The 20,476-nt window shown below is 60.0% G+C and carries 21 protein-coding genes; 7 read left to right on the top strand and 14 right to left on the bottom strand.

Annotated elements, in window-relative coordinates:
- The 12 genes from H7C86_RS17710 to H7C86_RS17655 all read right to left on the bottom strand — a co-directional run bounded on the left by H7C86_RS17710 (position 1) and on the right by H7C86_RS17655 (position 11,326).
- Complete coding sequence (locus H7C86_RS17710) at positions 1-1,521, bottom strand: aldehyde dehydrogenase (protein WP_182261933.1); 1,521 nt, start codon at positions 1,519-1,521, stop codon at positions 1-3.
- Positions 1,522-1,523: 2 nt separating this feature from the next.
- On the bottom strand, positions 1,524-2,324 hold the full coding sequence (locus tag H7C86_RS17705; RefSeq protein WP_182261932.1) for an alpha/beta fold hydrolase: 801 nt from the start codon (positions 2,322-2,324) through the stop codon (positions 1,524-1,526).
- Entirely contained in the window at positions 2,321-3,070 is a 750-nt protein-coding gene (locus H7C86_RS17700; RefSeq protein ID WP_182261931.1) for an alpha/beta fold hydrolase, read from the bottom strand. The genes H7C86_RS17705 and H7C86_RS17700 overlap by 4 nt, the downstream gene beginning before the upstream one ends.
- Positions 3,067-4,572: a carotenoid oxygenase family protein gene (locus H7C86_RS17695; protein ID WP_182261930.1), complete on the bottom strand. Its 1,506-nt coding sequence runs from the start codon at positions 4,570-4,572 to the stop codon at positions 3,067-3,069. Before H7C86_RS17695 ends, H7C86_RS17700 begins: the two co-directional genes overlap by 4 nt.
- The gene (locus tag H7C86_RS17690) at positions 4,565-5,650 is read right to left on the bottom strand and encodes a branched-chain amino acid ABC transporter permease (RefSeq protein WP_182261929.1); all 1,086 of its coding nucleotides are present in this window, start codon (positions 5,648-5,650) and stop codon (positions 4,565-4,567) included. The genes H7C86_RS17695 and H7C86_RS17690 overlap by 8 nt, the downstream gene beginning before the upstream one ends.
- On the bottom strand, positions 5,647-6,591 hold the full coding sequence (locus tag H7C86_RS17685; protein ID WP_051730416.1) for a branched-chain amino acid ABC transporter permease: 945 nt from the start codon (positions 6,589-6,591) through the stop codon (positions 5,647-5,649). The genes H7C86_RS17690 and H7C86_RS17685 overlap by 4 nt, the downstream gene beginning before the upstream one ends.
- A gap of 1 nt (position 6,592) precedes the next feature.
- Complete coding sequence (locus tag H7C86_RS17680; RefSeq protein WP_033233641.1) at positions 6,593-7,306, bottom strand: ABC transporter ATP-binding protein; 714 nt, start codon at positions 7,304-7,306, stop codon at positions 6,593-6,595.
- On the bottom strand, positions 7,303-8,076 hold the full coding sequence (locus H7C86_RS17675) for an ABC transporter ATP-binding protein (RefSeq protein ID WP_042446319.1): 774 nt from the start codon (positions 8,074-8,076) through the stop codon (positions 7,303-7,305). Before H7C86_RS17675 ends, H7C86_RS17680 begins: the two co-directional genes overlap by 4 nt.
- A 25-nt stretch (positions 8,077-8,101) precedes the next feature.
- Positions 8,102-9,442 (bottom strand): ABC transporter substrate-binding protein, encoded by a 1,341-nt coding sequence (locus tag H7C86_RS17670; RefSeq protein WP_182261928.1) that lies wholly within the window; start codon positions 9,440-9,442, stop codon positions 8,102-8,104.
- Positions 9,443-9,685: 243 nt separating this feature from the next.
- Entirely contained in the window at positions 9,686-10,387 is a 702-nt protein-coding gene (locus tag H7C86_RS17665) for a FadR/GntR family transcriptional regulator (RefSeq protein ID WP_051730415.1), read from the bottom strand.
- A 214-nt stretch (positions 10,388-10,601) separates the two neighbouring features.
- Positions 10,602-10,769 carry a helix-turn-helix domain-containing protein gene (locus tag H7C86_RS37940; protein ID WP_372461251.1) on the bottom strand — a complete coding sequence of 56 codons (168 nt, stop codon included), beginning with the start codon at positions 10,767-10,769 and terminating at the stop codon, positions 10,602-10,604.
- A complete protein-coding gene (locus H7C86_RS17655) occupies positions 10,766-11,326 on the bottom strand; it encodes a QsdR family transcriptional regulator (RefSeq protein WP_003943195.1) in 561 nt (186 codons plus the stop codon). The genes H7C86_RS37940 and H7C86_RS17655 overlap by 4 nt, the downstream gene beginning before the upstream one ends.
- 158 nt (positions 11,327-11,484) lie before the next feature.
- Between H7C86_RS17655 and H7C86_RS17650 the strand changes: the two genes are divergently transcribed.
- The 6 genes from H7C86_RS17650 (at position 11,485) to H7C86_RS17625 (ending at position 17,515) form a co-directional block, all read left to right on the top strand.
- On the top strand, positions 11,485-12,456 hold the full coding sequence (locus H7C86_RS17650; RefSeq protein WP_019745711.1) for a phosphotriesterase: 972 nt from the start codon (positions 11,485-11,487) through the stop codon (positions 12,454-12,456).
- A gap of 3 nt (positions 12,457-12,459) precedes the next feature.
- Complete coding sequence (locus H7C86_RS17645; RefSeq protein ID WP_182261927.1) at positions 12,460-14,115, top strand: AMP-binding protein; 1,656 nt, start codon at positions 12,460-12,462, stop codon at positions 14,113-14,115.
- A 250-nt stretch (positions 14,116-14,365) separates the two neighbouring features.
- Entirely contained in the window at positions 14,366-15,757 is a 1,392-nt protein-coding gene (locus H7C86_RS17640) for an MFS transporter (protein WP_019745709.1), read from the top strand.
- Positions 15,758-15,825: 68 nt separating this feature from the next.
- Complete coding sequence (locus H7C86_RS17635; RefSeq protein WP_182261926.1) at positions 15,826-16,500, top strand: TetR/AcrR family transcriptional regulator; 675 nt, start codon at positions 15,826-15,828, stop codon at positions 16,498-16,500.
- Between the two features lie 38 nt (positions 16,501-16,538).
- Positions 16,539-17,171, top strand: a complete 633-nt coding sequence (locus tag H7C86_RS17630) for an HAD family phosphatase (protein ID WP_030243853.1) — start codon at positions 16,539-16,541, stop codon at positions 17,169-17,171.
- 56 nt (positions 17,172-17,227) lie between these two features.
- Positions 17,228-17,515: a putative quinol monooxygenase gene (locus tag H7C86_RS17625; protein WP_019745706.1), complete on the top strand. Its 288-nt coding sequence runs from the start codon at positions 17,228-17,230 to the stop codon at positions 17,513-17,515.
- 52 nt (positions 17,516-17,567) lie between these two features.
- On the opposite strand, the gene H7C86_RS17620 is transcribed toward H7C86_RS17625, so the two are convergent.
- Positions 17,568-19,088: an AMP-binding protein gene (locus H7C86_RS17620; RefSeq protein ID WP_092764811.1), complete on the bottom strand. Its 1,521-nt coding sequence runs from the start codon at positions 19,086-19,088 to the stop codon at positions 17,568-17,570.
- 104 nt (positions 19,089-19,192) lie between these two features.
- Here H7C86_RS17620 and H7C86_RS17615 point away from each other — a divergent pair, with 104 nt between their 5' ends.
- A complete protein-coding gene (locus H7C86_RS17615; RefSeq protein WP_019745704.1) occupies positions 19,193-19,906 on the top strand; it encodes a TetR/AcrR family transcriptional regulator in 714 nt (237 codons plus the stop codon).
- A gap of 75 nt (positions 19,907-19,981) precedes the next feature.
- On the opposite strand, the gene H7C86_RS17610 is transcribed toward H7C86_RS17615, so the two are convergent.
- Positions 19,982-20,458, bottom strand: a complete 477-nt coding sequence (locus tag H7C86_RS17610) for a MaoC family dehydratase (protein WP_003942878.1) — start codon at positions 20,456-20,458, stop codon at positions 19,982-19,984.
- Positions 20,459-20,476: the final 18 nt, after the last annotated feature.

Here is a 20,476-nt window from a genome sequence, read left to right as displayed (position 1 = left end):
TCAGCGGCCTCCCATGGGAATTACTGTTCCAGTTGATGATTCGGACATGATGACCGTTTTGATCGCCGTGTAGGCGAGCATTCCGTCCTCCCCCTTTTCAGTGCCGAATCCTGATGACTTGCGCCCACCGATAGTGGATTCCGGTCCGGCGGCGGCGGCATAGGAGTTGATCCAGAAGTAGCCCGTCTCGATGCGTCGGGCCACGGTGAGGGCCTTCGCGAGGTCGCTGGTCCAGCATCCACCGGCGAGGCCGTATTCGGACGTATTGGCGATATCTATCGCGTGGTTCGTGTCGGTGAATCTCTGCACCGTCACGACCGGACCGAAAGTCTCCTCCCGCAGGATCGCCAGATCGGTGAGGTCGCCGACGTCGATCACCGTCGGCAGAAAGTACCCAGACTCGGGAGTTGCTCCGGTGGGTGAATCGCCACCGCACAAGACTTTTGCACCTGCTTCTTCCGCGTCTCGCACGATGCTGCGGACTCGGGAGACGTCCTGGGCGGTGATCAACGATCCGATATCGCTGTTCGGGTCGAACGGATCACCGACTCGCAGTGAACGAGTCTTGGCCACAAGCGATTCGATGAAACGATCGGCGATATTCTCCTGTACGAGAATTCTCGATCCGGAGAAACATCGTTGTCCGGAGTTGCGGAAGATCGCGCCGACGGACCCCTCGACCGCACTGTCGAACGGTGCGTCGTCGAAGATGATGTTCGCAGACTTGCCGCCCAACTCGAGGAGAACGCGTTTGAGTCCGGCCACCGAATCGGATCCGACGCGCGCCCCGACGGTGCTGCTTCCGGTGAAAGAGGCCATGTCCACCTCCGGCGACGAGACCAATGCGGTCCCGACGTCCGCGAATCCCTGCACGATGTTGACCACTCCGTTCGGCAGGCCGGCCTCGACGAGGTATTCGGCAAATGCGATTGCAGCCAGCGGACTCTTCTCCGGCGACTTGACCACAACGGTGTTGCCCATCGCGATGGCGGCAGCGATCTTCATCGCGCAGAACATCAATGGTGCATTGAAGGGCATGAAGATGGCCACGACGCCCACAGGTTCACGCCATGTCATCTCCACGTACCCGTCACCGAGCGGCAGGGTGGAGCCCCTCATCCTGCTTGCCCACCCTGCCGCCGACTTGGTCAACGAGGTCGAATTGACCACGTCGAAACTTGCTTCCGGTGAGGTCTTTCCGTTGTCGAGGGTGACCAATGCCGTCAGCCGGTCCATGTCGCGAAGCATTGTGTCCGCGGCGCGGTCCAGGATGGCGGCACGTGTCGTCGCAGAACTGTCCGCCCAGGCAGGAAAGGCTTGACGCGCTGCGCTCACTGCATCCGATACCTGACCTGGTGACGAGGATCGGACTTCGGCGATCTGAGTGCCGGTTGCCGGAAACACGTCGGAGAATATCTGGCCGCCGCCGTCGACGAACATGCCGTCGATCAGCGTGTGCACGCGAGGGAGTCGGGCCGTTTCGACGGCGCGGGCGAAGACTGTCGGATCCGATTGCAGCATAGTCAGTTCTCCTTCGGGAGTCGTCTGCCCAAGAAGTCCAGTAGGTGTCCGTGGAATTCGTCGGGGCGTTCCGCGAAACCGTAGTGTCCAACGCCCTCGAGTTCGTGAATTTCGGAATCCTCGATGCGCTCGGCCATCGCCCGCATACCGGCGACCGGACAGGCCGTGTCCACGGTTCCCGCCAGGAGCAAGGTCGGGACCGCCAGATTGTCGAGAGCCTCACGGCCGTCGTACGACGCGATAGCGCGGATCGAATTGGCGAAGGTACCGGTTCGCATGGCGAGGATGGCTTCGCGGACCTTGTCCACGAGCGGTCCGGAGGCAGTCGGCCCCATCATCGAATCGAGCAATGGACGCACATACTCTGCGACGGTCTGTCCGTTCTCGATCGGTTCGAGCCGTTCGGCCAGGTATCGCTTCTGGTCTTCCGGAGTGCGCGAAGCAAAACCCGCTGATGCTCCGGACAGGACAACAGCATCGACGAGTGGTTCGTTGTTGGCGGTCAAGGGTGCGATGAGCGCGCCCATGGAGTGGCCGAGCAGGACGTTGACGGCCGTAGCTTCTGACTGAACCAGCGACGTCGCTGCTGCGGAGAACGTCGTGATGGACGGAGTCTGCGCTGGCGGGGTCATGCCGTATCCGGGACAATTCCAGACGACGACTCGGTAGCCTGCATCAGCGAGAACCGTTGCAGTATTAGCGAAATAGCTGCCGTCGCCGTAGGCTCCGTGAAGCATGAATACGGTGGTTGTCCCGCTTCCGTGGACGGTGTAGTCGATGGTGCCGGTGTATGCGGCGATCATTTCTCTCCTGGGTGTGTGTCGGTGGTATCCACGGAGTGGTGTGTGTCGGTGGTATCCACGGAGTCGATCCACTTCGTCAGTGCCCGGGCGAGCGCCTCGGGTTCCTCCGCGGGCAACATGTGGGCAGCGTGGGGAATGCCGGCGAAGGTCGCCCCTACTCGATCGGCAAGAGCCTGCTGTTCGCCTGGTGGTACAACAAGGTCGGATTCTGCGGCAATCACGGCAAGCGGAACTTCAGTGGCGAGTAGCAGCTCAGTCCGGTCGGGGCGAGAGGCTATCGCGGCACTGTGCGCGCTGTATCGCTGAGGACCGTAAGCACGCACTCCGCGGAGCCGTTCCGTCAAGACATCGGGATCTTCGGCGTTGTCCGCGTGGAATACGAGATCGACGCGGCCCATCGCGAAGTTCTCGAATTCACCGGCCAACGCACGTTCTGCCTTGTCCAATCGGGCCGTTGCGGTGGCTTCGTCATCGGTTCCCTGTGGCGTGTTCACCAGTGCCACCCCGGAAATGCGCTCCGGGCAGTACTCGAGAAGCGCCATGGCGACCACTCCTCCGAAGGAATGCCCGACAAGGAAGAACTGATCGGGTAGATCGACTGCGAGTGCTGCGGCGATCTTGTCGACATCACCGATTGCGGGAACATTCACGGCTGTTGCGCGCAGTGTTGTCGGAAGTGCGTTGATTACACGGTCCCAGACCAAGGCGTCGTTATTGAGCCCCGGGACAAAAACGATGTCTGTCATCGTGCTGCGCGCCCTTCGCCGGCGATACGGTCACCTTCGACCCAGCAGGAATGGGTGCCCACTGAAATCCGTTCGGGGAGAATGACCGTGCACACCGGATCGCCGGTCAGATCGTCTGCACGATAGATAACGCATTCGGAGCGATCCTGAATCAAGTCGGTGATGAAAACTATGCAGTAGCCGTCGTCTTCTGCGCTAGAACCTGCCGGACGCGCGATTGCGGGCTCACTGCCCCATCGGCCAGGCCCGAATTCCAGGCGGACGGCATTTCCGGTGTGCAGGTCGTAACGTTTGAGGCCGTTCAGATGCCATTCGCCCTTTTCGAACAAGGCGTTGTACGAGTACCGGTACGGGCGTCCGACCACGTCGTTGCTGATGACGGGGAACTCACTCACTTCGTCGTCGAGGGGAAACTCTCTGACCTCTCCGGTGACCATGTTGAACATCCAGCGATAGAGATGCGCGCCGGTGGGATGCATGTCGACGTTTCTACGGATACGGGCGTAGATCGCGTGGGCATCTTCTTCAACTCCGACAGGAGGTTTCACAAGGTTGTCCCAGATGCATCCATCCTGTACTACCCAGTCGCCGTCTTCGAAACAATTGGACAGATGCATGACCCAGCAGGGCTTTGCTTCGAACCAACGAACATCGGCGCTGGTTCCGTAGCGGGGGATAACACCGAATCGCGCTGGAATGTCGTCGTGGAACGAACCTTTGTGGATTCCTTTCTTCAGTAGTTCCTCGTCGAAGAAGTACGGCAGGTCGTGGAGAATCGAATAGTGCTCGGTCATACCGAGGTCGTGGGGCCATCGTGGGCCGGGTAGTTCGATCGGCACGTAGTGAACGAGATTGTCTGCCTTGTTGACTACTCCGTAGTTCATGAACGGAGCCTTCTGTGGATAATTGAAGAACGTCATCTCGCCGGTGGCGTTGTCCACCTTGTAGTGCGACGACAATCCGTCGGGGACAAGTTTCGCCCAATTCTTGTTTGGACCAAGGGTTTCCAGGGTGTCCGGGCTCAAACACCAAGGCTCACTTCCTTGCGACATCGTGGCAATCAGATGACCGGCGTGGGCGATGACGTCGGTACCGGCATTGTCCTTCATCGACCCCATCGATCCCCAGCCTCGACGTTGGTACTCCTGAGGCTGGAGAATTCCCGGCCACAGAGCCTTCTTTGCCCCCTGCTCGGCCAAGAACCCTGTGGTACGGACGAAGGCGTTCCGGTACTCGCATGTGCCGTCACGAAAGCGAATGGCGTGAAGCATGCCGTCGCCGTCGAATGGATGATAGATCCCGGTAGGTGTGGTTGCGTTGTTGTGTGTGTTGCGGACGTAGATGCCATCCAATTCTTCCGGGATGGAACCGATGATCGTCAGTTCGTCGCCGCTGACGGCGTATTCCTTGCCCTGTGGTCTCCACGCGCCGCGGAGCCACGGATTCTCTTGGTCTTCTTCGGCAGGAACGCTGATGAACAGTGTGTCGTTGACGTCATACATGAGCGCCTCCTCGGGACTCGGTCGGTACGGTAGCGGGGGCGATGCCAGGCCGTGTGGAATCGTGATCGGCGGGTATGGGACGGCGTCGCTTCGTGATTCGTGAGTACAGAGCCGCTGCGCCGCCGGCGATACCGGTGGGCATCAAGAACATCAAGGCCACGAGCAGGGCGCCATAGATCATGTTCGCGCCCGATCCGCCGATCAGGTCTGCGGTGTACGTCGGTAGGAAAGCGAGAACCAGGCCGCCGATCAACGGTCCGATCAGCGTGCCGGATCCGCCGATTAGCAGACCGGTCAAGAGCTGAATTCCCAAGAAGACACCAAACGTCTCGGGCGCGACGACACCGGTGACGAGCACGAACATGGACCCACCCACCGCCGCGAATGCGGCGCTGACGGCAAATGCGATGGTCTTCTGTCGGGAAAGATTGATTCCACTTGTGGCTGCTGCTGTTTCGTTGTCACGGATGGCCGTCAGTGTTCGGGCCGGTCCGTACTTTGCAAAGTTGCGGCAGATGAGAATGCCGATGCCTGTCACTGCCGCGACAACAACAAAATTGATCGAAGTCTGTGTGATGAAGTCGGGTACGCCGTCGGGAATGACCCAGGCAGAGTGAAGCAGTTTGCCGTTCACTCCACCGGTCAGCGATCCGAATCGTGTGATCAGCAAGGGAAATACCACCGCGAAGCTCAGGGTGACTAGTCCGAGGTAGTGCCCTTTCAGTCGAAGGGCTGGAAGGCCGGCGACTATTCCGACGACAAATCCGATGAGTGCGCCGACGGGTAGGGTAGCGATAATCGACAGTCCGTGATCGGTCACCAAGATGGTGCTGGTGTAAGCGCCGATACCGAAGAATGCGCTGTGGCCCAAGGAAATTTGCCCGGCATATCCGGAGACAAGGTTGAGTCCGAGGATGGCCAATGCATATGCCAGCGCAGTCGCCAACTGGAGTATCTTTGCGTCGGGGACGAACACCACCGCGCCCAGTACTGCGATGAGGTAGACGAGAGTCCCGACGATCAGTGTCCGTCGTGAACTCGGTGCGCGCAATGACGAGGGAAATGCGGTCGCGGTCATACTCGCGCAACCTCCTTGCGGCCGAAGAGGCCTTGTGGGCGAACAGTGAGGACCACCAGGAGCATGACCAGCGCAAGTGCCAATCCGGACTGGGCTCCGATAGCGGGAAATATCGAAGGCACAACGGATTCCACAAGTCCAACCAGCAATCCACCCACCACGGCCCCGCCAAAGCTGTCGAAGCCGCCGACACATGCCGCAGTGAATCCGTAGATCAGGACGTTGGCCATCATCGTGAAACTCAGCGCGCTTGCAGCTTGTGACGTCATAACGCCTGCAAGAGTTCCCGGCACAGCGGCTAGAGCCCACCCGAGTGCGAAGGTTGCAGCCACGGGAATTCCCACGAGGGCGGCAGACGATCGGTTCGAGATGACGGCGCGATATGCCAATCCGAGTTTGGTCTTGGAGAGCAACAGCCAGAGGAACACCAGCAGAGCAGCCAGCGTCAGCCAGATGCCTATGGTGATGTAGCTCAGTGTGAATGGTGGAGTTCCATCGAGAACGGTGATCCGGTCGTCGACACCGTCGGGGAACGGAGCAAGTGGCGTTTTGTTGTCGACGCCCCACACCACCCCGCCGAAAGCGTTGGCAAAGAGGAAGAGTCCGAGGACAGCGATCAATGCCGCTGCGTGTCCGCGCTTTTCGAGTGGCCGCATGATGAAGTACTGAATCGCCGCACTGGCAACTGCGGAGATCACCATCGAGGCGATGATCGCGACCCAGATCGGAAGTCCAGCAGCGATCAAACTGAACGACAGCAATGCCGAGAGCATTGCAAATTCACCTTGCGCGAAGTTGAGGTGGCCGGTGGTGCGAAACACTGTGACCAGTGCTATGGCCAACAGTGCGTACAAAGCTCCGTTGGACAATCCGGTCGACACCGTTGTCAAGATGCTTGCCGGATCACTTCCGGCCGCGAGAATGCTTGTGGAAGTAGTCATGTCATAACCCCAGATAGGCTTGGCGGACACCGTCGTGGCTCTGCAGTTCGGTGGCCGATCCGGACAGCACGGTGTGACCGGCTTCGAGGACGTAGCCGCGGTCTGCGATTGCAAGGGCCAGTTCCGCGCTTTGTTCGACCACAAGCATCGACGTGTTCAAATCCTTGTTGATCGTGGAGAGGAGATTGAAGAGCTCTTGGACGACCAGCGGTGCGAGCCCGAGAGACGGTTCGTCTAGTAGGAGCAAGCGGGGGCGGGACATCATTGCCCTGGCGACAGCGAGCATCTGTTGCTCGCCTCCGCTCAACGTTCCGGATTTCTGCTCACGACGCTCGGCCAACCGTGGAAACCGTTCGAACCACATCGCGATGTCGGCACTGATCTCGGCTCGGCCTTTTCGCAGATACGCGCCGGCGTACAGGTTGTCGAGAACCGTCAGGTCCTTGAAAGTCCCTCGGCCTTGCGGAACCATCGCAACGCCGCGGCGAACGATGCTGCGAGTCGACTTTCCGACTAGTTCTGTGCCGTCGAAAATTGCGCTGCCAGAGGTCGACACGAGGCTGCACAGCGCACGCAACGTGGTTGTCTTCCCGGCGCCGTTTGCGCCGAGTAGAACGACGATCTCACCCTGCTCGACAGAAAGATCGACGCCGTGCAGTACCGGTAACTGTCCGTATCGTGCAGAGAGTCCACGAACTTCGAGAAAGCTGCTCATTGTCCCCACTTTCCTAGATACGCTTCGATCACGCGCGGGTCGCTTGTGACGTCCTTCGGAAGGCCGTCGGCGATCTTTCGGCCACGATCGAGCACGACAACGTGGTCACACACGCTTGTCACCATTCCCATGTGGTGCTCGACGAGAAGCACTGTGAGGTCGAGTCGCTCCTTGATCTGCGACAGATCAGCTGCAAGTTCGTGAACTTCGCTGTGGATCAACCCGTTTGCAGGCTCGTCCAGTAGCAAAATTCTCGGATCGGACGCCAACGCTCGAGCAAGCTCAACCCGTTTCAGTGTTCCGATCGGCAGATCTGCTGCCATGGACCCTGCCAGATGTGACAGTCCCAAATCTTCGAGGATTGCGAAGGCCTTTTCCTGAGATTGCATTTCGCGTGCCCTGGCACCGATTCCGACCGCTGTGCGGATCCAGCTTGCTTTCTGCTCGAGGCGCACGCCGACAGTGACGTTGTCGAGTACGGACAGTGAAGGAAATAATGCAATTTCCTGGAACGTGCGGGCGACGCCGAGTTCCGGAATCCTGTGAACGGGTACGGCGAGGAGGTCCAGTTCGCCGAACAATTCGATGGAACCGCTACTGGGTTGATAAATGCGGCTCATGATGTTGAATGCGCTGGTCTTGCCGGCCCCGTTTGGGCCGATGAGACCGCAAATACTCTGGGGCGCAACGTCGAAGGAGAGCTTGTCCAAAGCCTGGATTCCACCGAACGACAGTGAGAGGTCGGTAATGGCGAGGGCGGGAGCGTTCATGGCATGTCCTGAAATTCCGGTGGGATCAGGGTGCAGACGCGGTGACGTCTACACCGGTCGGCTCCCACGATTTGGTGGACGCGTCGTACGCGAGCATCGAACCGTCCCCGACGGGGAATGGAACGTCACCGTTGATGACCGTTCGGGAGTCGGGGAAGTTCAGTGGCAGTACCGTGTCAGTGGACCAGACTGCATTGATCAGATTGATCCGGTTCAAACCACCCTCTGCGGATGCCGCGCGCTGGAGTTGCTCGACGAGGAGCGCCGCGAACCGGTATCCGTCTGCCACGTAGGTCGAGCGTGGATCGTAGGAGGGTTGGTACTTCTGCATGGCCTCCAAGTACTCCCTCATGCTGGGTTCTGTTGCAGCAGTAGGATCGGCCGGGTCGAGAGAGCTCCGTACGGTCAGCAATCCGTCCGCGAGTTCACCCAGTGGCTCAAAGAATTGTGTGGTGTCGCGGCAGGAGGGCGGCACCACGATCGGTCCGCCGAATCCTGCTCGACGGGCGGCAGAGACGAGTTGGTTGCAGAATGCCCCACTTGTTGCCGCAACGATGGCATCAGGCGATTTCGCCAACATTTCGGTTACCTGATTGCTCATGGAGACGGCAGTCGAGTCGTGTGACTGCGAAGCGACGATCTCCACGGATGTTCCCTCGATGCCCCGAGTGAATGCTTCGTCGAGGGCCTTGCCGGTGTCCGAATTCCATACCAGTTCTGCAACTTTTGCACCGGAAGGAAACTTCTTGTCGATGAACTCAGCGGTGGCTTCGCCCCAGGCGTCGTACGGGAGGAAGCTCGATGTCGACCACGGGTGGTTAGCTGGATCGTAGAACGAATGATCGCCTGTTGATGCGTAAAGTTGTGGTACGCAATTTGTTTCATACATTTGTCGGGTGGCGAGGTTCTGTGGGGTGCCCAGCTGAAAGATCGTGGCGAACACGTTGTCCTGTTCGATCAAGGCTTTCACGTTGGCCACCGCACGGGCGGGGTCGAGCGCGTCGTCCTTGGCGTTGAGCGTTACCTTGTGCCCGTCGACACCGCCGTCGGCATTGATCTTGTCGAAGTAGGCATTGATTCCACCGAGCGACAGCGCGGACGAGGCGCCGGAACCTGATTGGGCGAGTGAGGTTCCGATTACGATGTCGGCTCCAGTGGAGAGTGATTCACTAGCTCCTGCAGGGCATTTCGTCGTGTCGATCGTCACCTTGCCGGCGGTGATCTCGCCGCCGCCCGACGTTGCCTGCGTGCCGCTTGTCGAGCAGCCTGTGAGGGCCAGACCGAGGACAACAGGAGCGGCGAAGTACGAGATCCGTCGACGGGACGCACCTCGTCGAGTGTTCGAGAATGAGGATGAAATGGGCATGAAAAGTCTCGCTTTCACTGATTCGCGGGAGATGACGCGACGTCGGCAGATGAAGGCGCCAGGACGCTCCCGGTGACCGCACAACTGCTGCGGGTGCAACGGGTAATCGGGTGACCGCGAATTCAGGCGCGGATACCGAGTTTCGAGCGGGAGAGCTACAGGGGCGACCTGCTCAGATCTGGCAGATGTGGTCGAACCCTCGCGCGGCTGGCTTGGATTATCTTCTCGTGTAGTGCTTCTGAACTAGATCTGATCGGTTTCGGAGGTATCTGCGGCTCGGGCGAGACGCAGGATCGAGAGAATATGGTCGGTCATCAATCGGCTGGCCTCTGTGCCGTCGCCGGATTCGATTGCTGCATAGATCCGTTCGTGGTCCAGGTGCCACCACGGATTGGTTTCGGGATCGTGTTCATTGAGCCTGGTGATCCCTCGCGGGCCCGTGGTCAGAGATCGCATGATGCCGCTGAGGACCGGGTTCTTGGTCATTCGAACCAGTTCCTCGTGAAACCCGAAGACATCTTCGGTTTCACCGTCTGCTGTGTGTGCGTGCATTGCTCGGTGCAGAGAGGCAAGGTCGCGTTCTGTGCGCCTCTCAGCTGCTGTCGAGGCGATGAAGGGTTCGATACCCAGTCTGGCTTCGACAACGTCGGTCAGCGAGCGGTTTCCTTCGAACAGCATGTCGGATACGCGAATGACTGCCGCATCCGACGGCCGTTCGGTGAGAAATACTCCTGAGCCGTGTCTTGTTTCGATCATTCCGACCGCTTCGAGTGACGAAAGAGCTTGTCGCAGTGAATGGCGTGACACGCCCAACGTGGCGGCAAGTTCTCTCTCGGGCGGCAGAGCGGTGCCTGGCGAGAAGCGTCCTCCCCGGATCATGTCCTGGAGGTGATCGCGAACCTGGTCATGTACCGGGATGCGCTTGATCTCGAACGGCTTGCTCATCTTCGTATTGTCTCCGATCGCGGTGAACCGGTGGGCGCACGGTGGACCCGAGGCGAGTGTTTGATTGGTTGAACCAATCTGAAATGAGATTAGGCTCACAGATGGACCCAGTCAAGGGTTGGCTCGAATTTCGTCCGTCAGTGGCGGTTATCGACTGGTCGGAAGGTGTAGACGACGCCGGGTATTCGCATTGTTCATCGAGTCATGGTGCAGGCTAGGTACAGCGAGATTGCGGTGCTCGATCGTCGATGGCGCGTTCCATCTTCTGCAGTCGGTAGGTCAAAGTGTTGCGGTGGATATGAACGCGCTGTGCTGCGGAGGTGCTGTTGAACGCAGATTCTCGCCAATTCGATCGCGGCGGCGTTGACCTGGCATGGGTCAGTTGCGGGTGACGCCGAGGAGCAGTGCGATCAGGTCGAGGGCCGTCTCGATCTCCGCCTTTTCCCGCCCGAGTAGAGGGGCGTAGAGGTGTACGTCGCAGATGCGAACGAGAGCTTCGCCCAGCACTTGCGGCGAGAGCGTGATCGTCAGTTGGCCGGCGTCGACCTGGGACTGCAAGATTTCGGCGGTGATGGAGGCGGAGATCGATTCGATGGAGCCGGGCATCATCGCGAGTTTGATGAACACCATTGGTTCGCGTTTGGTCAGCGCTCGCAGTTCGGTCGACGATTCCACCGACCGCATGACGCGTCCGAAGACGTCGAGGATGTACTCCGGACCTTGCCCCGACGCCTGTGACATCGCCTTCCGGTATGTCCGTTCGGTGGCCTCGGCCAGCACTGTTCCGAGCAGTTCGTCGCGATTGCCGACCCAGCGGTAGAGCGTCGCGCGGCCTACTCCGAGACGTTCGGCGAGCAGTGACATGTCGAGTGGTTCCTCCGCGAGGTACATGCTCGCGGCGGTGTCGATCGCGCGTCGGCGTTCGAGGTCGGTAGGCATCGGGACATTCTCTCCGGTTGTCCGGTACTGCACAATTTCGGCGGTCGAACAGAGGTGGGCTTCGGGTGGGTCGAACCTATTGACGAACCAAGCGACGTGAGACACACTAGCTCATTGTCTCACGTTAGTGATGGCGATCACAGTCAGGGGTTCGATCGATGAGTTCAGTACAAACCGTTCGTGGGCCGGTGGACACAGCCGATCTGGGAAAGGTGTTGATGCACGAGCATGTCTTCGTTCTGGGGGAGGAGATGCGTCAGAACTATCCCGACTACCCGGAGCCTTGGGACGAGGAGGCTCGAGTAGCCGATGCGGTGACCAAGCTGTCCGAACTGAAGTCGCGAGGGATCAGCACGATCGTCGATCCCACGGTCATCGGACTCGGTCGCTACATCCCGCGTATTGCGCGGATCAACGAGCAGGTCGATCTCAACATCATCGTCGCCACCGGCGTCTACACGTACAACGACATTCCGTTCCAATTCCATTACACCGGTCCAGGTTTGCTGTTCGACGTGCGCGAGCCGATGGTTGATCTATTTGTGAAGGACATCAAGGACGGCATTGCCGGCACAGACATCCGCGCGTCATTCCTCAAGTGCGCCATCGAAGAACCTGGTCTGACTCCCGGTGTCGAGCGTGTGATGCGAGCGGTCGGTCAGGCGCAGGTCGAAACCGGGGTACCGATCACGGTTCACACGAACCCGCACACGGAATCGGGCCTCGTTGCGCAGAAGGTTCTGGCCGAGGAAGGTGCAGATCTGAGCAAGGTCGTCATCGGGCACTCGGGTGATTCGACCGACCTGGACTACCTGTGTGCACTTGCCGATGCGGGTTCGCTACTCGGGATGGACCGTTTCGGTCTCGATGTTCTGCTGCCGTTCGAGGAGCGGGTGAACACTGTCGTGGAACTGGCCCGCCGTGGCTATGCCGAGAAAATGGTTCTGGCACATGATGCCTCGTGCTTCATCGACTGGTTCTCGAGTGAGGCCAAGGCGGCCGCAGTACCGAACTGGAACTTCACCCACATCAGCGATCAGGTCATTCCCACGCTGCTCGAGCGCGGCGTCACCGAGGATCAGATCAACACCATGCTGGTGGATAATCCACGTCGGTACTTCGAGAGCTGAGTTATGACCAACGTGTACGAGCTCAAGCCGTGGCTCGCCAACTACGACGCCGACACTCCGCCGAACGTGGACATCGAGCATGCCAACGCCCTCGCGATGTTCCGTGCGTCGCTGGAGCGCGATCGCACCGCCCCGATCATCAGGTACTTCGACAGGACCGTCAGCTTTGCCGAGCTCGACGAGATGTCGGACGCGCTTGCCGTAGCCCTCGCCGTGGACGGAATCGGGTTCGGCGACAGAGTTTCCTTTGTCCTGCAGAATGTTCCGCAGTTCGTCATCGCGACGGTCGCAGTCTGGAAACTCGGCGCTGTCGTCGTTCCGGTCAATCCGATGTACCGGGACCGTGAGCTGTCCACAGTACTCGCGGACAGCGGAGCGGTAGCAGTCATCTGTCTCGAGTCCTCGGCCGAGACCGTGGCGACTGCGTCCGATGGCACCGAAGTGCGACGGGTCATCACCACGTCGGAACGGGATTTTCAGTCGCGTGACGATGAACGGATCTTCGGTTCGGCGTCCAGGATTCGTCATGATGGATTTCCGGACCTACTGGAACTGATCGGGGCTCATCGAGGGCAGAAGCCCGAGAAGGTCGATCTGTCCCCGGAAGACCTTGCCTACCTTCCTTATACGTCGGGGACGACCGGCCCGCCGAAGGGGTCGATGAACACGCACTCAAATGTCGTGTTCGCAGCGCAGATCTATCGGGACTGGTTGGGGCTGCGCCCCGGCGGCGCGATGTTCGCGGTGGCGCCACTGTTCCATATCACCGGGTTGATCGGGCACGTCGCGGCTCCACTCCTGGCCGGCGCGCCCACGATTCTGACCTGCCGATTCCATCCCATCGTTGCAGCGGAGTCGATTTCGGAGCATCGGGCTACCGCGATCATCGGAGCGATCACGGTATTCATCGCGTGGACGGACAGCGCCGCAGTCTCGAAGGAATCGTTGAGCTCTCTCGAGTCGGTGTATTCAGGTGGCGCGCCGATCCCGCACGCGGCGTTGGAAGCGTTCCGGGCGAAGTTCGGTCACTACATTCACAACGGCTACGGGCTGACCGAGACGAACAGCCCGGCGATCGTGGTGCCGAATTCGCGTGAAGCGCCGGTAGATCCGGCGTCGGGGGCCGTTGCTGTCGGCGTTCCGGTATCGAATACGTACGCCGAGGTGGTGGACGAGAACGACAGGCCGGTACAGATCGGGGAGTACGGCGAGATCGTGGTCTCCGGTCCCCAGGTTGCACTCGGATACTGGAACAAGCCGGACGAGACCGCACATGCGATGCCGGACGGGCGTTTTCACACCGGCGACATCGGATTCATGGACGGCGACGGTTGGTTTTACATCGTCGACCGGATGAAGGATCAGATAAATGCCTCGGGCTTCAAAGTGTGGCCACGCGAAGTGGAAGATGTTCTCTACGAACACCCTGCCGTACGAGAGGCTGCCGTCGTCGGTGTCATGGATCCGTATCGCGGCGAAACCGTGAAGGCCTTCGTGTCTTTCAAGGACGGTGCCGAGGCGACCACCGAGGATCTGGTCGAGTTCTGCAAGGAAAGGCTTGCAGCATACAAGTATCCACGCATCGTCGAGGTCATGAATGACCTGCCGAAAACAGTGAGCGGCAAGATTCTTCGTCGTGAACTGCGGGTACCGAACTAGATCTGCCTGACAAACGAATTGCCGGCCGCCGACAAGGTGAGCCGGCCATTCGTCGTGGTGATCGGCGAGCATCGATAGGGGATTTAGTCCCTTATGCGGCAATGCATTTCAGTGATTGACATCACTCTTTTTGTATCGCAGACTGATCGCAACGCCACAGAGTTGAAGTTGGTGTCAGTTTCTACTTCTGGCCCGGTTTCACTTCTCAACTCCCGGCGCGACGAGCGTCCGACCCATCGAGGAGTAACCCATGACGAGATCGGCAGTGGATTCGAACACGCAGGCAGGGGGCCTGTCCGATCAGGAACGGAAGAAGAAGAAAGCGCACCGCAAACTTCTCGGCGCGGGACTGCTCGGCAGTTCCATCGAGTGGTACGACTTCTTCTTGTACGGAACGGCTGCGGCACTGGTCTTTCCTCATGTGTTCTTCCCCGATTCATCCGCACTGATGGGCACATTGCTCTCGTTCAGTACGTTCTGGGCCGGCTTCGTTGCCCGCCCCATCGGCGGTTTGGTCGCCGGACACTTCGGCGACAAGTACGGACGCAAGCCCGCCGTCGTCACCTGCCTGTTGCTGATGGCTGTCGCGACATTCCTGATCGGCGCGATTCCGAGTGCGTCGGCAATCGGCGTCGTCGCTCCGATTCTTCTGGTGACACTGCGATTCATCCAAGGTCTCGCCTGCGGTGGCCAGTGGGGCGGAATCGTCCTTCTCCTCACCGAATCCGCGAGTCCCAAGAAGCGTGGATTCTCAGGCACTTTCGGTCAGATGGGTGTCTCGTTCGGTGTAGTGCTGGGCAACCTGGTCTTCCTCGTCGCGACCGCGACCATTTCCAACGAAGCATTCCTGAGCTGGGGTTGGCGGGTTCCGTTCTTCGCCAGCGCGCTGCTCTTCCCCGTGGTTCTGTACATCCAGACGAAGGTCGAGGACACGCCGGAATTCCTCGAGTTGCAGGAAGACGCCAAGAAGAACCAAAAGGACGTCGTCGTTCAGGCTCCACTGGCGCAGGCGCTCAAGGATCACTGGCGCAAGATCCTGCTTGGCTGCGGACTTCTGGCCGCCACCAATGCACTGTTCTACATCAGCATTGCCGGCGTACTCAGCTACGGCACAACCGAACTGGGGTTGAAGCGGAACTCGCTGCTCATCATCTCGCTCCTGAGCGCGTTGCTGACAGTCGGGGTGGTGCTGTGGTCCGGGAAGATGTCCGACAAGATCGGTCGTCGTCCGATGATCCTGATCGGCGCCGCGGCGATCGTGGTCTGGGCATTCCCGTACTTCTGGTTGATCAACACCAAGTCCCTGCCGCTGTTCTTCATCGCAGTCACGGTCGGCAGCGTGTTCCAGTCGATGACCTACGGGCCTATCGCGGCATACATGGGTGAACTGTTCGCACCCAACGTGCGCTACTCGGCAGCATCGTTGGCCTACCAGTTGGCTGCGATCACGGTCAGCGGCGGCACCCCGTTCATCATGACAGCACTTATCGCGAAGACCGGAACCACGACATGGGTTGCCGTGTTCGTGGCACTCATGGGCTTGGTGACCTTCTTCAGCGCTTGGGTGCTGAAAGAGACCAACCCGAAGGAAGTTCGGGACGATCCGAACGCAATTCCGGGCGCGCACCTCTACGCCAGGTAATACCTTCGGTCTCGAACAGACGCCCGCTATCGGTCACCGGTAGCGGGCGTCTGACGTATAACTGGAGCATGGCTGCAGCACGCACAGGCTCCGAAGATGCTTCGTCGACAGTGTCACGGGAACTCCCCTCCACTCAGCGTGGTTTGCGTACGCGTCGAGCGTTGATCGATGCGGCTCGCACCGTCTTCGAACGGACAGGTTATCTGGACTCGCGTCTGATCGACATCACGGTGGAGGCGCAGTGCTCGGCCGGTACGTTCTACACCTACTTCGCAAGCAAGGAGGAGATCTTCGCGGCTGTGATGGAGCTGGCGCGCGAAGACATGATGCATCCGGGCATGCCGCACACTCCGAAAGGCGCGGATCCCGCTGAGGTCATCGCGGCGAGCAACCGCGCGTACCTCGAGGCGTACCGACGTAACGCGAAGCTGATGGGACTGCTCGAGCAGGTCGCAAGCATCGATCCGGAGTTCCGGGTTCTCCGCCTCGAGCGTGCTGACGCGTTTGTTCGACGCAACGCGCGCAGTATCGAGAAGCTGCAGAAAGCCGGTCTGGCGGACGCGAACCTGGATCCGTTACTGACGTCTCGGGCACTCTCCGGGATGATCAGTCGACTTGCGTTCGGGTACTTCGTATCCCGCGGCGGCGAGGACGGCGCCGCCGGAGTGACCTTCGATGGTCTGCTCGATACGGTCAACCGGTTGTGGATCAACACTTTACAATTCTCGCTGCGCCAAATCTGATGTTGACGCCGGGTTCATGTTTGGTGTCTGATGGAGCAATGACACCTACGCGTACGGCAGTGCTCGTCGATTTCGGTGGAGTTCTCACCTCCAGTGTTCTTCAGGCCTTCGAAGATTTCGGGGCCTCGCTTGGGGGAGACCCACGGCTTCCGTTGACCCTGCTCTCCCGCGACGACGTCTCGAAGAGGCTGCTCTCCGATCACGAATCCGGAAAGATCGACCAGGAGGCCTTCGAGGCCGGATTCGGAGAACGTCTACGAGCGCACGGCGCAGTCGTCGACAGTGCTGGATTGGTCGACCGTATGCAAGCCGGGCTGATTCGAGACGAGGAGATGGTGCGTCTGCTCGCAGACGTGCGGGCGGCGGGACACCCTGTTGCGCTCGTGTCCAATGCTTTCGGGCGTGATTGTTATGCGGGATTTGTCCTCGAGGACCTGGCCGACGAAGTGGTGATCTCCTCGGAAGTCGGGATTCGTAAGCCCTCTCGTCAGATCTATACCATCGCGTGTGAGCGCCTGGGCGTCGCGCCCGAAGATGCCGTGATGATCGACGATCTGCAACAGAATCTCGACGGTGCGGCACGATTGGGGATCGCCGGCATTCTCCACACCGACGCGGAAAGCACTCGCAGGCAATTGGCATCGACGTTCGGACTACTGCCCACGCAGTGAAACTGTAGGTTTCTCGGTAACACTCGAATACTGCTGGAACACTTTTGGAGGAACGAATGATTGCTGTCATCGCGGATATCACCGTCAAGGACGGAAGCGGCGAGCAGTTCGAAGCCGTAATCGCCGAACTTGCGGAGAAGGTGCGCACGGAGGAGCCCGGAACGGTTCTGTATCAACTGATCCGATCGAAAACGGATGCGAATTCCTACAAGTTCATGGAGTTGTATCAGGACGGTGCTGCCATCAAGGCTCACGGAACGTCCGAGCATTTCCAGGCTGCAGGAAAGGCGATGGCACCCTTCCTCGCCGGCGCCCCGCAGATCGAGTACTTCGACGCTCTCTGAGTGAGTGAACAGGTGAGCCCCGGCGAAATCTCGCCGGGGCTCACCTGTGTTTTCAGTTCTGCTTCTGGGCGAGGAGTTCGGTTCGGTCGATCGATCGCTTGAGGATCTTTCCCGTCGAACCCTTCGGGAGTGCGTCGATGAACTGGACGACTCGGGGAATCTTGTAGGCGGAGAGACGTTCCCGAGCCCACGAAGTGACGGCGTCTGCTTCGAGGTCGGAGCCTGGACGCACGGCCACCACTGCGGCAACTTCCTCCCCGTAGTAGTCGTCGGGTATGCCGATCACTGCGGCTTCGATGATGTCGGGGTGCTGGTAGAGCACCTCTTCGACCTCGCCCGGATAGACGTTGTATCCACCACGGATGATGAGGTCCTTCACTCGGTCGACGATGCGAAGGTCCCCGTCGGGATCGGTCTCACCGAGGTCTCCGGTGCGGAACCATCCGTCGTCGGAAAGAACGGCGGCGGTGTCTTCAGGGCGCTTCCAGTAACCCTTCATGACCGTCGGTCCTTTGATGAACACCTCGCCCACGGTGCCTGCCTCGCAGACATTTCCGTCGTGATCACGCACCTCGACCTCGGTGCGCGGTACGGCGCGGCCGGTGTATCCGATCTTTGCGACGCGGTCGATGCTGTTGAAAGTCCCGAACGCGCTCGTCTCGGTGAGGCCGTAGCCCTCGAGGATCGTGCAGTTGAACCGTGCTTCGAAGGCGCGAGCGACTTCACCGGGAAGTGATGCGCCACCGGAGATTGCGATCCTGAGTTGTTCGAAGTCGGAGCTGTCCACGTCGGCGGCGGCGTGCAGCATGGCATTCCACATGGTGGGGACACCGGCCATGATGGTGAGCTTGTCCCGGCGGACCAGGTCGAGCATGGCAGCGGGGTCGAACCGGGCGAGCAGGGACAGTGATCCGCCGCCGGTGAAGGTTGCCATCATGACCGAACCCTGGCCGAAGATATGGAAGAGCGGCAGTCCGGTTCCGGTGCGGTCCGAAGGGTTTCCGCGGCTGCTCTCGGCGCCGATCTCACCGGCGGACAACAAATTCCCGACGGTCAGCTGAGCGCCCTTCGGGCGTCCGGTGGTGCCGGAGGTGTAGAGAATCGCCGTTGTGTCTGCTGCGTCACGGTCGACCACAGTTGCGGGTGCATGATCGGCCTTCGCCGATTCTTCGGTGAGTGTCCACACCGGGACACCGCGCGCACTCCCTGCATCCTGGACTGCGGGACCGAGCTGATGCCACGCGATGGCCAGGGAAATCTCCGCGTCGTCCAGAACGTACTCGACTTCGGGTTGCGCCGACATCGTGTTGATCGGCACCACGACACAACCTGCGGCCTGAATTCCCATGTACGCCACGACGAATTCCGCTACCGACGGTGCCGCTAGGAGAACCCGATCGCCTACGCTCAACCCGGCATCGCGAATGCGGCCGGCGAACGCCAGGGACGCGTCGTGGAGCTGCCGGTAAGTCCAGTGTTCATCCGTGCCGCGGATCGCAGTGCTGTTTCGAATTGCGATGTTGTCCGGAGTGACTTCCGCGTGACGGGTCACCGGGTCGAGAACGCTAACCATGGTTCTGCCTTTCGGGAGGAATCGACCGATTGTGTGTCCTGGGTCTCACCAGAGCGTACACTTGAATCCGGCGTCAACATCGAGTCTGCTGGGATTGTCCCGAAATGATGTTGGCTCGGAAGGATGGGGAGCGCACCGTGCTCGATGACGAATCGCGAATTGCCGCCCTGCCGGTGGCTCCGCCTGCGCTGCTCCGAGATCGGCCCACCACCGAGCGGGGAACCCGCACGCGCGCAGCGCTGATTGCCGCTGCCCGGACGGTATTCGAGCGTAGTGGCTATCTCGATGCCCGTCTGATCGACATCGCCAAAGAAGCCGGCTGCGCGACGGGATCGTTCTACACCTACTTCGCGAACAAGGAAGAGGTCTTCGCCGCCGTCCTCGAGGTCGCGCGAGACGACATGATGCACCCGGGCATGGGACGCGTTGCGGGCGCAGACGATCCGTACGCCGTGCTCGAGGCAAGTAATCGAGCGTATCTGGCGGCGTATCAACGCAATGCGAAATTGATGGGGCTCATGGAGCAGGTTGCTCACATCGACCCGGAGTTCCGAAAGTTCCGCAGCGAGCGTGCCAATGCGTTCATACGCCGTAATGCCCGCGGGATTGCAGATCTGCAGAGTCGTGGTATCGCGGACACGACGCTGGATCCAATGACAGCGTCAATTGCTCTGTCCGGCATGGTGAGTCGGCTCGCCTACAGTCTGTTCACCCTCCATGAGGGTGAGGTGGACGGGCGTTCGCCGGAGTTCGATCAGATTGTCGCCACGGTGACAGACCTGTGGGCTAACGCGCTGAAGTTCCCTGACCGATCCTGAAGCGGCAGGTCGCCCCGGCCGTATCGACGTTCGAGCGGCCGGGACGTGCCGAGTCTTGTTTCAGCTTTTCTCTGTTCAGCTTTTCTCGACGACGCGAGCGACGGATTCGGCCACGACGACTGGCTTGTCGGAACCTTCGCGCTCAACCACCTGGCTCATCTTCACCTGGATTCCGCCGGGCAACTGCTCCGCGGACACGACGGTTGCACGCATGCGGACCCGGGATCCCACGGGAACCGGAGCGGGGAAGCGAACCTTGTCGTAGCCGTAATTGAGGCTGTGCGCGAAGCCGTCGAAGTGGATGAGTTGGTAGGAGAACTGTGGGCCCAGCGAGAGGCTGAAGAGTCCGTGCGCGATGGTGCTGCCGAGCGGGCTCGATGCGGCTCGTTCCGGGTCGACGTGAATCCACTGATGATCGTTTGTGGCTTCGGCGAACGCGTTGATGCGCTCCTGGGTGATGTCGTACCACTCCGTCGGGCCAAGTTCCTGGCCGATGAGCTTCTCGAGCTCGGCGAAGGTGGACGGGCGGACGGGCAATTGGTTTTCAGTCATCGTTGATCCCTTTACTCG

Origin of the sequence: Rhodococcus sp. UFZ-B548 (assembly GCF_903819475.1) — a bacterium.
Lineage (GTDB): Bacteria > Actinomycetota > Actinomycetes > Mycobacteriales > Mycobacteriaceae > Rhodococcus_F > Rhodococcus_F erythropolis.
Note: the sequence above shows the minus strand (reverse complement) of the source record. Positions and strands in the feature narration are given on the sequence as shown.

Coding starts and splice junctions, on each gene's coding strand:
- H7C86_RS17610 (WP_003942878.1), bottom strand. CDS start 20,458: ATGACTGAAAACCAATTGCCCGTCCGCCCGTCCACCTTCGCCGAGCTC.
- H7C86_RS17680 (WP_033233641.1), bottom strand. CDS start 7,306: ATGAGCAGCTTTCTCGAAGTTCGTGGACTCTCTGCACGATACGGACAG.
- H7C86_RS17675 (WP_042446319.1), bottom strand. CDS start 8,076: ATGAACGCTCCCGCCCTCGCCATTACCGACCTCTCACTGTCGTTCGGT.
- H7C86_RS17635 (WP_182261926.1), top strand. CDS start 15,826: ATGGCTGCAGCACGCACAGGCTCCGAAGATGCTTCGTCGACAGTGTCA.
- H7C86_RS17690 (WP_182261929.1), bottom strand. CDS start 5,650: ATGACCGCGACCGCATTTCCCTCGTCATTGCGCGCACCGAGTTCACGA.
- H7C86_RS17630 (WP_030243853.1), top strand. CDS start 16,539: ATGACACCTACGCGTACGGCAGTGCTCGTCGATTTCGGTGGAGTTCTC.
- H7C86_RS17655 (WP_003943195.1), bottom strand. CDS start 11,326: ATGCCTACCGACCTCGAACGCCGACGCGCGATCGACACCGCCGCGAGC.
- H7C86_RS17620 (WP_092764811.1), bottom strand. CDS start 19,088: ATGGTTAGCGTTCTCGACCCGGTGACCCGTCACGCGGAAGTCACTCCG.
- H7C86_RS17695 (WP_182261930.1), bottom strand. CDS start 4,572: ATGTATGACGTCAACGACACACTGTTCATCAGCGTTCCTGCCGAAGAA.
- H7C86_RS17670 (WP_182261928.1), bottom strand. CDS start 9,442: ATGCCCATTTCATCCTCATTCTCGAACACTCGACGAGGTGCGTCCCGT.
- H7C86_RS17665 (WP_051730415.1), bottom strand. CDS start 10,387: ATGAGCAAGCCGTTCGAGATCAAGCGCATCCCGGTACATGACCAGGTT.
- H7C86_RS17705 (WP_182261932.1), bottom strand. CDS start 2,324: ATGATCGCCGCATACACCGGCACCATCGACTACACCGTCCACGGAAGC.
- H7C86_RS17640 (WP_019745709.1), top strand. CDS start 14,366: ATGACGAGATCGGCAGTGGATTCGAACACGCAGGCAGGGGGCCTGTCC.
- H7C86_RS17615 (WP_019745704.1), top strand. CDS start 19,193: ATGATGTTGGCTCGGAAGGATGGGGAGCGCACCGTGCTCGATGACGAA.
- H7C86_RS17710 (WP_182261933.1), bottom strand. CDS start 1,521: ATGCTGCAATCGGATCCGACAGTCTTCGCCCGCGCCGTCGAAACGGCC.
- H7C86_RS17700 (WP_182261931.1), bottom strand. CDS start 3,070: ATGACAGACATCGTTTTTGTCCCGGGGCTCAATAACGACGCCTTGGTC.
- H7C86_RS17645 (WP_182261927.1), top strand. CDS start 12,460: ATGACCAACGTGTACGAGCTCAAGCCGTGGCTCGCCAACTACGACGCC.
- H7C86_RS17685 (WP_051730416.1), bottom strand. CDS start 6,591: ATGACTACTTCCACAAGCATTCTCGCGGCCGGAAGTGATCCGGCAAGC.
- H7C86_RS17650 (WP_019745711.1), top strand. CDS start 11,485: ATGAGTTCAGTACAAACCGTTCGTGGGCCGGTGGACACAGCCGATCTG.
- H7C86_RS17625 (WP_019745706.1), top strand. CDS start 17,228: ATGATTGCTGTCATCGCGGATATCACCGTCAAGGACGGAAGCGGCGAG.